Source organism: Bacillus piscicola (assembly GCF_022458745.1).
Lineage (GTDB): Bacteria > Bacillota > Bacilli > Bacillales > Marinococcaceae > Alteribacillus_A > Alteribacillus_A piscicola.
In genome coordinates, this window is the sequence record NZ_JAJJJF010000002.1 from 510,510 (window position 1) to 524,779 (window position 14,270).

Here is a 14,270-nt window from a genome sequence, read left to right on the forward strand (position 1 = left end):
TTTTCACGTCTTCATCCGTGAACAATAAGGCCTTTATTTTTGAGACCATGCCTTTTCATGACTGCATTACGTTGTTTTATCGTCTTGCATGCTATCTCGGTTGCTTCGAATAACACCCTTCGGAGATCCGACATCCAACCCTTCCACATCATATAAATACTGTTTAGCTGCTTTCCAGCAAGACTCGAACGAAAATGAAAATCGTTGGATAGTAGCATCTCGTTCCACATCCGACGGATTTTCGAGTAAGGCGAGTTGTTGCAGCGAACGTAGGGCTCTCTCAGCAGACGCTAACCGGTGATGCAGTCTTTCCATGTAATCCCCTCCTCTTCAAGAGTCATCCGGGACGTGTTACTATAACTAAAATAATTTTCATGAATAAATGCCAGGTGCTATATCAACCGCACCTGGCATTTTGTTTTCACTATAAAGCTGTAATAGTGCTATTAGTTTTCCGAACCACGGATTTTACGTGTCCTACAGTGGTTATGGTGCTGCTATTTCTACGTTTCTTCGATTTCATTACTTCATTAGCTTTTATGAAGTCGCTATTTTCTTACTTGCACGATTTGACAACTGCATACGCTTACTATGACGCCTCTATTTTGCCAGTGTTCTGTTTTCCCGACTTCATTGGACTCTTAGGACGTTGTTATTTTCACGCTTACCCGATTTCGCGACTTCATACAGAGGCTTTGAAGCATCTATTTCAACGTTCCTTCAATTTCATGACATCATTACGCGCTTATGACGTCGTTATTTTCACACTCACGCAATTTCGCAGCTTCATACGGACGTTATGATGTCGCTATCTCACCCTGCACTCCGTTTCCAAGACGCCATAGACACACTATGATGCTGTATCTTGATTCGTAACTGATTTCATGGTCCTTAATCAAGTACTGTGTGTTACAGTTCACGTAGTACACTTTAACTAAGGGGATGTCTATGTGAATGATTAACTTAAATCTCCAAAATCCACTTCCACTTTATGAACAAATTATTCAACAAGTAAAGGAGTTGCTTGCTGTGGGGGCGTTAGAAAAGGGAGAAAAGATCCCTGCCGTTCGGGAATTATCCGCACAGTTACAGATCAATCCAAACACCGTGAGTAAGGCCTATAAAGAGTTAGAAAGGCAAGGAATATTAATGGTCGTACGTGGCCGAGGAACCTTTATTTCAGAAAATATCAAACAAGAAATGACAAAAGAGTCCGCACTCTTAGTACGAGAGAAAGTGAAAGAGGCAGTATTGGAAAGCATTTACGCCAACGTAACCGAAGAAACGATGAAGCAGTGGGTGAGCGAGTATTATCAAACATTCAAAGGCAGGGACAGCAAATGAAAGTCCAGCGGATATCCAAACACATAAATAAAAAGCAAGTTCTCCGTGATATTTCTTTTTCTATTCAATCCGGTACTCTTACAGGACTTATAGGAAGGAACGGTTCAGGAAAAACAACATTATTAAAAATATTGGCCGATATTATTCGTCCAGACACCGGGAACATCCTGATAGATGATACCAACCTACACAAACATCCGAAATTAAAAGCCCGCATCGTGTATATGGGTACAGATCTTCCCTACCTTCAGTCTCTGACTACGCGACATGCTCGTTATATGTATGAACAAACCTATCCTTCATTCAATTCAGCACACTACGAGGAGTTGATGCAGCGCTTTTCTTTACAGGAAGTGAAGCGAGTTCGTCACTTTTCTAAAGGACAACGAGCGCTTTTTGGCCTTATTCTCGCCTTTGCCGTTCATCCGTCATATATCCTTTTGGACGAACCTATGAATGGGCTTGATTCCTTTGTTAAAAAGGATGTTTTCCGCCTGTTGATCGAAAATGTTGTTCATCAACAAACCGCTATTTTCATCACCTCTCCTCAACTACATGAGATCGAACAGATGGCAGACAACTTTATTTTCTTAGAAAAAGGCAGCATTTCAGCGAACGTAAACCCGGAAGAATGGAAACACCAATATAAAAAGTACAGGTTACGTTTAAGGGGGATCTTCCTAAAGACATGCAAAAAAAAGCTTATATTCTTAATCACACCGGAAAAATCTATACCCTTTTAGTTCATAAAGAGAAAGAAAATCAAATTTCTTCGTATAACCCCTCTCTTTATAAAGAACTTCCGATCAGGTTAGAAGATATCTTTCAAGTCACTTCTCGAGGTGGGAATTTTGATACCTAAAGCAGTAATAAGACAAGAAATCAAGCAAACGTGGATGCTTTTGGCAGGGCTCGTTATCATACCGATTCTAGGTTTTCCTGTAAATGCTTACCTCCGTATTGAACGATTAAATCGTTCTTCAGAAGCAAGTATAGAAACGTTCGCCAGCCACATTGAGGGAGTCTTACGGGCTAGAGGATACTCTGTTTGGATGATCCTTTTCGTTATCCTCCTTGCAGCTTTTTTTCTTGGGTTAGAGAGGCGAAATGGATTTCATAATTTCTCTATGACCTTTCCGTATAAACGTTCCACGCTTTTCTTGTCTAAATGGGTACTGGGCACGGGAGTGTTGACAGTCTCTTACACGGGAAGTTTTTTGGCAGCTTACGGAATGTTTCTTTCTTATGGGTATAAGGAATCGATTGCGGCCGCCGATCCTTGGCCGACTTTTCTAGCAACCTTAATGGGTCTCATCGGAATATTTACATTCAGCCTCTTTGTCGGGACGATAACAGGGGATATTTATCCGCAATTACTTCTCAGTGTCGGCTGCTTGTATGCGCCGGCTGGAATTTTTGTTCTTATTCGGCATTTTCTATACGTACACGGTATGGAGAGTCTTCCGAGTACCCCTTATTGGCTAGGAGCCTTTACCTTGCCGTGGTATGTTACTAGTTTTTCTAATCCACCACTTCTTTCGTATAGCTGGATTCCACTTTTAGTCACGTTATGCAGTTTGTTCGCGGGGCTATACCTATACGAAAAGTCCCCCAATGAGCATAATGGAGAATTCCTGCTGTTTCCAAGACTTTATCCAGTCATTCAAACAAGTATCGTACTGAGTGGTAGTCTGATCACCGGAAGTTTTTTAGAAAGGGTGCTTAGCACTGGATCTTCCTCCCTTCTTTTTTATTGGACAGGGTTTCTTTTAGGGGGAGCAGCAGCCTATCTAATAAGTAAAACTCCATACAAACACAAAACATGGCAAACAACAAAAAGGTAAAGGGGGTTGGTATGTATGGCAGTACGGAAAAGATATTCTTGGGTCAGTTACACTGCTTTAGGGCTTAGCATCATATGTTTATTTCTTCTATTAGCCCCATTATTAATGAAAGGTCACTTGCCTTTTGTATTCATCGTCATCGTTTTCTTTATACTTCCCGTGACTGTTGTCTTATGTTTATTTGCTTTCATAAATAGAAAAGAAATGAATGCATTACTATTAGGGTCCTTGTCTCTATCATTGGCACTGTTACTATTAGCAGGTTGGTATATACGCAGTGTCATCTACAGCTAAGGGCTATTATAAAAACGTGGATTAAGGAAGGACTTCTCTGTTAGTTTCCAAAAAAGGTGAGCATGTGATGACTCCAAAGACTAGGCACCAGGTGAATATACCTTTCCCGTACCACGAACAATTATAGAGGTTAAAAATATTTCAAGCAGTGCTCAGGTTTATTACGAAAGACGGTTTTCATGACTGCATACGGAGGCTATAGGGTCTCTACTTCCAAGCTTCTCCGATTTCATAACTTCATTGGGCTTCTTATGACGTTGTTATTTTCATTCTTCCTAGCTTTCACAGCTTCATACGGACACTATGATGTCGCTATCTCACCCGTTCTCCGCTTTCATGACGCCAAAGTGCCGCTATGATGATGTTATTTTGACGCAGCACTGTTTTCATGGATTCGTACGTACGCCATGGTGGCGTTATTTTTGAAAAAAACGATTTTCACGACTGCATACAGACGCTATGATGTTGCTATTTTCGTGTTTCTTCAATTTCATGACTTCATTGGGCTCTTATGACGTCGTTATCTTCACACTTACCCGATTTGACAGCTGCATATGAGCGGTTTGATGTCGCTATCTGGCCTGCACTCCATGTTCACGACATCATAGTACCGCAATGGGGGTGTTATTTTGGCACACCACTCATTCCATGGCTTCATACGGGCGCCATGATGTCGTTATTTTTGAAAAAAATGATTTTCACGACTGCATACAGACGCTATGATGTTGCTATTTTCGTGTTTCTTCAATTTCACGACTTTAAATAGATGCTTAAGGGTTATTGTTAGTGAAGCACGATCTTTAGTTGACCGTTTCTGTATCAATTAGTATGTTATACTATAAAAAATAGAAAGCGGGGTTTGTTTAATGGAAGAAATCTTAAAACAAATTCTAAACGAAATGCAAGGTGTCAAACTGGATTTAACAGATTTAAAAGGAGATGTAACTGGTTTAAAACAGGACGTAACTGGTTTAAAACAAGATGTAACCGGCATTAAGCAAGACATGACCAAATTGAACCAAGACGTTACTGGCGTGAAACAAGACATGACAAATTTGAATCGGGATGTTATTGGCATTAAGCAAGATATGTCAAATTTGAATCAGGACGTTACTGGCATGAAACAACATATGGTAAGTTTGAATCAGGACGTCGCCGGTTTAAAACAAGACATGACACATTTAAAACAGAGCCAAGGACGGATAGAAGCAAAAGTAGATAGTCTATCATCAGAACTAAGTAGCAATTTCAAGTATACAAACGATAAACTAGACGAACATCGGAAAGTTTTTGATGTCGTTTCGAATGAGTTGAATGATACGAAAGTAGATATTGAGTATTTAAGTTCCAAAACCGGCAAGCATGATATGGAACTCCATAATATAATCAACAAACTGAGAGGTTAAACTGGTGTTCCAGATTTTTCCCCCTTCTGCTCCCTTTTCCAGCCTTCCACACACTATAGATTCGCTGTCGTTTCGACCTCACTAAACCTGTTCTCACGACATCATAGTTCCGCTTTGATGCTATTTTTAACACACTAATGATTTCACGGCTCCGTACAAGCGACATGGGTTTCTTATTTTTTCAAAACACAGATTTCACACTTTCACACAAGGACTGTGACGTCTTTATTTACGTGTCCTCCCGATTTCACGGCTTCATTGGACTCCTATGACGCTGTTATTTTCCTTCTTCCTTGATTTCACAACCTCATACGGACGTTATGATGTCGCTATTTTCATGTTTCTCCAATTTCATCACTTCATTGTGCGCTTATGACGTTGTTATTTTCACGATTACTCGATTTCGTGGCTTCATACAGACACGTGATGTCGCTATCTCGCCTGTACTCCATTTTCACGACGTCATCGTGCCGTTATGATGCTGTTATTTTGGCTGGACACGGTTTTCATGACTGCATAAGGCGGCTATGAGAGCTCTATTTCCACACTCCTCCATTTTCATGGCTTCATTGCGCTCTAATTACGTTGTTATTTTCACAACTACTCGATTTCATGGTTTCATTTAAGCGCTGTGGTACCGCTATTTTCATGTTTCTCCATTTTCACGACGTCATAGAACCGCTCTGATGTTGTTATTTTTGAACGGCACGGATGTCAGCCCTTGATCGTTTCTCAACAGTTTATGTCGTACTTTAAAACCAACCTTTTTTCTTGAACCAGAGATACATAGAGACGGCAAGGATTCCCATGATGGCAAGTGTTCCGAAGTAGCCATATTTCCATGTCAGCTCCGGCATATAGGCAAAATTCATTCCATAAATACCGGCAATAAAGGTTAACGGGACGAATATGGAGGTGATCATTGTCAAGAATTTCATTACATTATTCGTTTGATTTGCGCTTAATGAAAGATAGCTGTCCCTGATGTCCGCCGTGATTTCTCGATTGGACATGACCATTTCCGATAGTTTAAGGAGGTGATCGTGGATATCCGAAAAATATTCCTTTCTTTGCCTGACCCCGTTCTGATGCTGCGAATTCAACATGCGATAAAGCAGATCCCGCATCGGATTAATGGTATGTCTTAAATTCAGCAGCATATGGCGGATGTCAAATAATTCATTCATTAAGTCATCCATTTTCAAGTTTTGTGTGTTGTCCTCAAGATGGTCTAATTTATCTTCCATCTCATAGATTAAAGGAAAATAGTTGTCTACAATTTTATCTAGAACTTGGTGAAACAAATCATAGGGATCCCAGTTTTCCGACTCTTTCAGCTCCAGTAATCTTTCCCGAACCTGATAAATTTCCTTGGAAGGTTCCCGGTGAAAGGTCACAATAAAGGTTGGTCCGACAAAGAAATCAAGTTCTTTTTTATATATTTCTTTATCTTCTTCGGCCACGCTGTGTGTGACATAAAATGTATAATCATTATAATAATCCAGTTTCGGGCGCTGCAACCGCTGGACACAGTCCTCGATCGCGAGCGGATGAAAGTGGAATACGGTTCGCAGATAGTCAATTTCTGTCTCTGTAGGTTGATCAAAGTCCGCCCACAACCATCTATAATTCGGGAAATGTATATCCGTTATCGGAATATCCTTTTCCAGGACCCCTTGATTGGTTATCCCGTATACCTGAATCAATGTGTGAAACCCCTTTCGCCAGTCATAAAGTTGTGCGTGTTGGTGGATTATATTATTCCAGCAAAGTGGTCGGACCTATGTTTTTTTCGTTACCTGCCGCAGCACTTTTTATATTTTTTCCCGCTGCCGCACGGACACGGCTCGTTTCTGCCAACTTTCGCCGGGCTCGTTGCCTGATTATTTTTGGAGTCTGGCAATGGCTGTAAGTGCTTTTTCTCATACTCATGCAACTCGCTTGACGTATGTCCTTTCAGAAACCATTCTCTTGTGTTGTTCATTAACTGCATCAGCTTTTCCATTAAAGCTTGGACACTCTGCATGTCGTTAAATTCCAGGGTCTCTCCCAAGTACCGGATGACATCATTCGGTGAATGACCAATTTTGGTTGCATGGACAACTTCCTCTGCTATATGGCCCACTTCCTCTTTCGTTATGGTAAAGTTTTGGGAAAGGAAGCGGACAAATTGGACGTAACTTTCATTTCTGTCGACAAATCCCGGTACTCCGGCCTTTAGCAGTTGCTGCTTTGTAAATGGATAATAAGGCGTCTCTTCCCTCATTTTATGTTCCCGTTTCACCCTGTCTGGATCGACAACTTGCAGATCCGAGAAAGAACCACCATCTATTTGGATTTGTTCCCGGTAATCGTTAGCTTGATACATAACAGAGATATATTCCCTCACATCTACGGTTCTTTTTGTATATGCTTCAAGCATATCCTCTAATTGGGTAAGGCTCAGTGTTCCGTAATAATACAAAAGGCCGCCGGTCAGCTTAATCCACTCTGTATTTCTATTTATTGCCGCCCTTACTGTTAGGTTGTTTTTCAAAGCTCTGATTGGTTCAATAAGGTCTTCTGGAACGGCCAATACCATTTTTCCTTCATTCATCCCACTGTAAATCAAACCAGTAGAACGAAAATAATCAAGCTGTTCATCATCAACGCTTTGTTCAGGTATCGCCAACTTCCCCTCTTTTCCAGCGATCTTCATCAGAAAGTTAAAACGCTCGTCATCCCAATATTGACAGATATGCTCGAGCATCGGCGGAATACTTTCCTCCAGCACCGCAATTAACTCAGCCTTTTTCAAACTGCTGGCGTTTTTAATATGTAAACCTTTTCGTATGACGCTCAATTCATCTTTTGTGTAACGACTTAACCCCTCGTGCAAAGTCAACGGCATACGGATTTCTCGCCAATATTTTTTATAACGCTTTTCTTCCTGTTTTTTCCTCATGTCTTTTAGCTCTTCTAAAAGAAGATTCATGTCTTCCTCATTCATTCTCCCACTCATTCTGCGACCTCCCCGATCCGTTCCATACTTTTATTCTATTTTAAATGACTTATGTGGTAAAAAAAAGACAGTACCGTTAGAAGCGTGAAAAAATGATAGTACGTACAAGAAAAAAAGTGCTGTGAGGTCGTTATTCGCAGAGTCTTCCCATTTCATGACTCCATTGCACTCGTATTACGTCGTTATTTTCACACTCGCTCCATTTCATACCTTCATTCAAACGCTATGGGGTCTCTATTTCCATGTTCCTCCATTTTCATGCCTTCATTGTACTCCTATGACGTCGTTATTTTCACCATTACTCGATTTCCCGGCTTCATACGCGTGCTATGACGTCGCTATCTCGCCTGTACTTCATTTTCACGACGTCATCGTGCTGCTATGATGCTGTTGTTTTTGCAAAACACGCTTTTCATAGCTTCATACAAGGGCTATGAAGCCTCTATTTTCATGTTCCTTCATTTTCATGGCTTCGTTGCGCGCTTATGACGTCGTTATTTTGACTCTTGCTCGATTTCACTACTTCTTACTATTGCCATGATGTTGCTATTTTCACCATTACTCGTTTTCACTGCTTCATACGACCGCTATGACGTCTCTATTGCCATGTTCCTGCAGTTTTATGACCTCATTGCGCTCGTATGACGTTGTTATCTTCACTCTTACTCGACTTCATTACTTCATACGTGTGCTATGACGTCGCTATCTCGCCCGTACTCCATTTTCACGACGTCATAGAGCCGCTATGATGCTGTTATTTTGACACACCACAGATTTCATGGCTTCATGCAGTAGTTATGATGCTTTCATCTCGTCAACATCTCCCTTTTCGCAACATCATCGCCGCCGGCTGTCGGGACTGGAGCCCTGTCAGCAGAAACAAAAGCAGACGCCTGTTTTAGCGTCTGCTCAAGCTGATTACTCTGCTTTTTCATCTGTGTGGTTGTTGTCCGTATGCCCTTCAGCTTCTTCTAACTCTCCGGTCTCTTGTTTCTCTTCTTTATCACCGTCTTCTTGTGCCGCTGCAGTCTCGTATCCTTGCTCATGCGCACCGTTTGAAACCTGTCCCCGGGACACATAGCTTTCGAGCATCGCCTTTAAGTCCATGCCGGTTGCTTCTTTCAAGGATTCTTGAATGCCAAGCATCGTGGAAGTGACATTATTCGATACTTTTGCTGCTCCTCCTTGGGATTGGCTTCCTCCCATGTCGATGACTTTCATCTCTTTAATTTGCGAAATCGGGGCTGATACTTTCTCTGCGTAGTCTGGCAGTACATTTAAGAGCATTTCCACGATGGCTGCTTCTCCGTATTGCTCCATTGCTTTGGCCATGCGTTCTTTCGCTTCGGCATCAGCAACACCGCGCTGGCGGATGACTTCTGCTTCGGATTCCCCTTTGATTCTCTCTCTGTCTGCTTCAGCCTGCGCCCTTTTCGTTGTTTCATAGGCCTCGGCATCAGCGATCGAACGACGGCGCTTGTTCTCCTCTTCTTCTAGTTCAACGGCGCGCTGTTTTTCTATGTACTGGATTTTCAGTTCTTCTTCTTTTACTTGCTGGGCTAATCGCTGCTTTTCAAGCTCACCTGCCTGAGACGCCTGCGCTTCTGCCCGGTTGGTCTCCTTCTTGAATTCGGCTTCCTTAATGTCCTTATCTTTTTTCGATTCCGCAATCGTAGTTAAACGGCGATTTTCTTCGTCTTGCGCTTCCTGGTCGTTTTTCGCATGGTACATACGTGTTTCTTTCTCCGCATCAGATTCAGCCATGTCGGCCTTTTTTTGCACCTCGGCAATATGAGGACGCCCGAGCGCATCAATATAGCCATTTTCTTTATCTACATCCTCTACATCGTTCAACGCAAACGATGTAATTTCAAAACCCATGCCTTTCAAATCTGCTTCGGCAATCTTCTTCACTTGGCTGTTAACCTCTTTAAAATCATTATAGATTTTCTCAATCGGAAGCGAAGCAATAATCGAGCGCAAATGACCATTTAACACATCATTCAATTCAGCTTCTCGCTCATTCTGTTTCTTCCCTAAAAATTTCTCAGCAAAATTAGCCATGATCTCTAATTCACTTCCAATGCTGATAACAGCCGTACTTTCAACGCTAACAGGAATACCTTCTTTCGTGTATGCCTTTTCCGAATTAACCTGCAACTGGAAAGATGTTAAATCAATCGGAGTCGCGGTTTGAAACATACGAAGACGATAACCACCGCCGCGGATAATCTTTACCGAGCGCCCATTATTATCCTCGAAGATATTTTTTTCTTTCTCGGGATCTCCTAAGTTCGGGCCCGTCACAATCAACGCTTCATTGGAACTCGCTGTCTTATACCGGATCCGAAAGATGAAAAAGACCACCGCTCCTGCCACTATGGCCAGGAACAATAAAATGGCCAATATAAGCATAATCAAACCTTGAGTCATGCTTCCCTCTCCCCTTTCAATTCTGATTCCCCTCCCATTCTCAAGTAAATATAAGTGCCTGTAAAGGGGAGTCTGTATTTCCAGGAAGGAACACCGGCCACATTTCTATACACAACACCGTGCCGTTAGCTATTATTTATTGAAAGTAAAAATTGGTAAATATCTTCATACACCCTCTCCCGCTCTTCCCCGAGCGTAATAATGTGGCCTGATTTTTCATACCAGTTCAGCTGTTTTTCTTCCGTTTGCACTTCTTCAAAAATCCGTTTCGCACTGTCCACGTAAAGAGGGTCATCGAGTAAGCCCTGGATCACAAAGACTGGCGCTGTGATCGTGCCCAACTTCTCGCTTACCTCTTCAATAACTTCTCGTAATGCCGGAAGAAAAGGCATCGGCTGTTGCTCGAGCTTTTTCAGCTCACTCTGTATTTTCCCTACTTCCATTCCCCCCATTTTTTTATGAGCCCGAGCGTAGTCGATGACCCGTTTACGCAAGTCGTCTGCTGTTTTCCCTTCCGTGGGAGCGGACATCGTGACGACCCCTTTCACCGGTAATTCTGCGCCCACCTTCAACGCAAATACGCCGCCTAACGAAATACCTGCCACTGCAATGTCCTCGAATCCTTCTTCTTTTAGAAAGTGATAACCTGCTACTGCATCTTGCCACCACTCATCCGGACCGGTTTCCAACAATCTCTGCGGATCTGTGCCGTGACCCTTATACAAAGGGGCGTGGCAGGTGAATCCGCGCTTCTCTAAGAACCTTCCGAGCATCCTCACATCTGCCGTACTACCAGTAAACCCGTGCAACAGAAGAACCGCCCGATCTCCACCTTTGTATGTAAATGACTTCGGCGCCACTATTTTCATTTTTCTTCTCTCCTCGTGTAGTTGATTTACTTTATCTTAACATCTCACCACCTTTTTTTTACCAACGCACTGCCTTAATCGAAACCGTATGAAGACGTACAAACAACCCTTAATCCTTCTTGCGCCCACAGAAATGTAAGTACCAGTGTAATAGGCTGACATTTTTTTATAAATTAATTTAGATTGTACACTTGACATTTTACCAAGTAATCCTATAAGATATAAAGTAATCAATTTAATAAACAAATTCTTATCAAGAGTCGGGGGAGGAACTGGTCCGGTGATCCCGCAGCAACCGTTGCTTGAAACACAGCAAAAAGGTGCTAATTCCAGCAAGCATTCGCTTGAGAGATGAGTAGCGTGTACAAAAAACCTTCTCATCGGAAGGTTTTTTTTGTTTATTAAACCAAGTAATTTTATAAGACAAATTAAAATTTATTTATTTAAGGAGGTTGATCAATAAATTTAGCATACTAAGGATATCTAATTATGTAAGACGAATCAATTTCATAAGTACTTAATTTAACAATAAAAACGAACAAATTTGTAAATAAATGATATATCATTCGTTTCTGTTCTCGGGATTTCTATTGTTGATTGCAACGGAAGGCGGCGACTCCAGCGGGAATAGCATGTGTCTTAAGACTTCGCAATGAGCGTATCTGGTAAGGAAACAACCTAAGTTCGCTAGCGTCTATCGCAACGGTTGCATGACCTACATCCTGCAGGCCCGAGGGCACAAGCCATGCCCGCGGCAAAGAAGACACAGTGAGAGCAAGCGTAAGCGCAGCCTCGAATTGATGTCGCACTTGTGCCTGTGGGTGAAGGCGTCCGCCTGCAGTGGAAATCAACTTTTGAACGCTATTTCTAAATTGTACGTTTTTTAATCACTACATTTGAATTATGAAATTGACTCAGACAACTAAAATTAAAAAATTAAAAGGAGAGATTACATTGGCACAAACAGATAACTTATACAAAAAATCATATTTTAACCGGATCTTTGAATTAAAGGAGTACGCTCCTGATGCTTTTCAATCATTTTTTGACTTTAATGATAAGGCTTTGGCGGATGGAGTTTTGTCTGTAAAACTGAAGGAACTGATTGCCATTGCCGTGGCTCATATTACCGGATGCCCTTACTGCATTGATTTACATGTGGGAAACGCGAAGAAAAATGATGCCGATAAAGAGGAAGTGGCAGAAGCTATCTTCGTGGCAACGGCATTAAAGGCTGGCTCAGCCGCTGCTCATGGTGTGAATGCGTTGAATGCATTTGATGGCAACAGCGAGGATGAGCTTTATAAAGCCTCTTATTTTAATAGATTGGAAGAATTCGCTGACCTCGATGGAGAGACATTTAAGGCATTTGCTTCTTTTGATCAAACAGCAACAAAAGCTGGGAAGTTGACAGAAAAGGAGAAAGAGTTAATCGCGGTAGCCTCCGCACATACGACTGGATGTGCCTATTGCATTCACTTACATACCAAAAATGCTAAAAAAACGGGAGCTACTTTAGAAGAACTAGCAGAAGCCGTCTTCGTAGCTGTCGCGTTAAAAGCAGGTTCAGCTATTGCGCATAGTGTGAACGCATTAAATGCGTATGACGAGTCCTGAGTTATACGTCAGCACCGTTACGAAACAACATGGAAAAGAGGGTCCTGAGCATGAAAAAGCAAATTCACTTAAATGGATTTATTCAAAATTCACCTTCTCCCCACTCTACAGGGTTATGGAAACACCCGAAGGATAAGGGGACAAATCATAATAGTCTTTCCTACTGGATAGAAACGGCAAAGATTCTGGAACGCGGAAAATTTGATGCTATGTTTATCGCCGATGTCTTAGGGACGTACAGTGTCTACGGGAATAGTCAAGACGCCGCTGTTCAGCATGCCGTACAGCTGCCTGCTCATGATCCTGTCCTGCCCATTACCGCTATGGCTGCTGTAACTGAAAATCTTGGCTTTGCTCCAACGATTTCCGCTACCTATGCGCAGCCTTACGCGCTCGCACGCCAATTATCCACTCTCGACCATTTAACGGGGGGAAGAGTTGCCTGGAATGTAGTGACATCTTATCTGGAAAGCGAAGCGATGAACCTTGGACTTTCTGGCCGACTTCCGAAAGAACTCCGCTATGACCGAGCAGATGAGTTTCTGGAAGTGGTTTACAAACTTTGGGAGCAGAGCTGGGACGATGATGCAGTTGTTTATGATAGAGAAAATGATACATTTGCACACCCGGATAAGGTTCGATTGATTAACCATGAAGGCGACTTTTTTACTGTGCCAGGGCCTCATTTAGTCGAGCCTTCTCCGCAGCGGACTCCTGTGTTATTCCAAGCAGGAGCTTCCCCGAAAGGTCGAAATTTTGCAGCCAAACATGCCGAGGGTATCTTTACGAAAAATCATTCCCTTGAAGCAACAAAAGCATATGTAGCGGATATTCGAAAACGAACGCAGGAGCAGGGTAGACATCCAGAAGACGTGTTAATCTTCCCTATGGTGTTGCCGATCATCGGATCAACGGAAGAAGAAGCGTATGCGAATTATGAAAATTTAACCGAACATGTAAGCTACGAAGGTACAGCTTCTCTTCTATCTGGACACACAGGAATTGATTTCTCCCACTATGATCCAGACCAATATATAGAAGATATTGAGACAGAAGCAGTCCAAGGGAATCTGGATATGTATACGAAAGATCCAAACAAGAAATGGACACTGCGAGAAGCGGTCAAAAATCACGGACTTGGTAACGGGACCGTGAAATTTATTGGTACGCCTGAACAAATAGCAGACCGTATGGAAGAATGGGCGGTAGAAGGAGATGTGGATGGGTTTAACATCGCGCAAACGTATTCTCCGGATACCTTCCGTGAGTTTGTAGATTTCGTTGTCCCTGAACTCCAGAAACGCGGCCTCTACCGAAAAGAGTATGAAGGGAAGACGTTACGAGAAAATATGTTTGGTAAAGGCCGTGCCCATTTGCCTGATAATCATCCAGCACGAAAGGCAGCGGTCATTCAATCTTAACTAGAGGGGGCAGCCCCTCTAGCTATACATAACAGCAAAGG

At 42.3% G+C, this 14,270-nt stretch carries 12 protein-coding genes and 1 riboswitch; of the genes, 7 read left to right on the forward strand and 5 right to left on the reverse strand.

Annotated elements, in window-relative coordinates:
- Positions 1–66: 66 nt before the first annotated feature.
- A complete protein-coding gene (locus LOR49_RS07190; RefSeq protein ID WP_240375612.1) occupies positions 67–315 on the reverse strand; it encodes a nucleotidyltransferase substrate binding protein in 249 nt (82 codons plus the stop codon).
- A gap of 639 nt (positions 316–954) precedes the next feature.
- On the opposite strand from LOR49_RS07190, the gene LOR49_RS07195 reads away from it, so the two are divergent.
- From LOR49_RS07195 to LOR49_RS07215, 5 genes are all read left to right on the forward strand, one after another.
- Positions 955–1,344, forward strand: coding sequence for a GntR family transcriptional regulator (locus LOR49_RS07195; RefSeq protein ID WP_240375613.1), 390 nt, complete (start codon positions 955–957; stop codon positions 1,342–1,344).
- Positions 1,341–2,087, forward strand: coding sequence for an ABC transporter ATP-binding protein (locus LOR49_RS07200; protein WP_240375615.1), 747 nt, complete (start codon positions 1,341–1,343; stop codon positions 2,085–2,087). Before LOR49_RS07195 ends, LOR49_RS07200 begins: the two co-directional genes overlap by 4 nt.
- Before the next feature lie 108 nt (positions 2,088–2,195).
- Positions 2,196–3,188, forward strand: a complete 993-nt coding sequence (locus LOR49_RS07205) for a hypothetical protein (RefSeq protein WP_240375617.1) — start codon at positions 2,196–2,198, stop codon at positions 3,186–3,188.
- Positions 3,189–3,203: 15 nt separating this feature from the next.
- A complete protein-coding gene (locus LOR49_RS07210; RefSeq protein WP_240375618.1) occupies positions 3,204–3,482 on the forward strand; it encodes a hypothetical protein in 279 nt (92 codons plus the stop codon).
- An 866-nt stretch (positions 3,483–4,348) separates the two neighbouring features.
- Positions 4,349–4,888, forward strand: coding sequence for a hypothetical protein (locus LOR49_RS07215; RefSeq protein WP_240375619.1), 540 nt, complete (start codon positions 4,349–4,351; stop codon positions 4,886–4,888).
- 752 nt (positions 4,889–5,640) lie between these two features.
- Here the strand turns inward: LOR49_RS07215 and corA are convergent.
- The 4 genes from corA to LOR49_RS07235 all read right to left on the reverse strand — a co-directional run bounded on the left by corA (position 5,641) and on the right by LOR49_RS07235 (position 11,191).
- Entirely contained in the window at positions 5,641–6,594 is a 954-nt protein-coding gene (gene corA, locus LOR49_RS07220) for a magnesium/cobalt transporter CorA (protein ID WP_240375620.1), read from the reverse strand.
- An 89-nt stretch (positions 6,595–6,683) separates the two neighbouring features.
- Positions 6,684–7,889: a YecA family protein gene (locus LOR49_RS07225; RefSeq protein WP_240375621.1), complete on the reverse strand. Its 1,206-nt coding sequence runs from the start codon at positions 7,887–7,889 to the stop codon at positions 6,684–6,686.
- A gap of 918 nt (positions 7,890–8,807) precedes the next feature.
- On the reverse strand, positions 8,808–10,322 hold the full coding sequence (locus LOR49_RS07230; protein WP_240375622.1) for a flotillin family protein: 1,515 nt from the start codon (positions 10,320–10,322) through the stop codon (positions 8,808–8,810).
- A gap of 125 nt (positions 10,323–10,447) precedes the next feature.
- Positions 10,448–11,191 carry an alpha/beta hydrolase gene (locus tag LOR49_RS07235; RefSeq protein ID WP_240375623.1) on the reverse strand — a complete coding sequence of 248 codons (744 nt, stop codon included), beginning with the start codon at positions 11,189–11,191 and terminating at the stop codon, positions 10,448–10,450.
- Positions 11,192–11,438: 247 nt separating this feature from the next.
- Positions 11,439–11,549: riboswitch (SAM riboswitch) on the forward strand.
- A 596-nt stretch (positions 11,550–12,145) separates the two neighbouring features.
- Here LOR49_RS07235 and LOR49_RS07240 point away from each other — a divergent pair.
- Both LOR49_RS07240 and LOR49_RS07245 read left to right on the forward strand, forming a co-directional pair.
- Entirely contained in the window at positions 12,146–12,808 is a 663-nt protein-coding gene (locus LOR49_RS07240) for a carboxymuconolactone decarboxylase family protein (protein ID WP_420830411.1), read from the forward strand.
- A 50-nt stretch (positions 12,809–12,858) separates the two neighbouring features.
- Positions 12,859–14,229: an LLM class flavin-dependent oxidoreductase gene (locus tag LOR49_RS07245; protein ID WP_240375624.1), complete on the forward strand. Its 1,371-nt coding sequence runs from the start codon at positions 12,859–12,861 to the stop codon at positions 14,227–14,229.
- Positions 14,230–14,270: the final 41 nt, after the last annotated feature.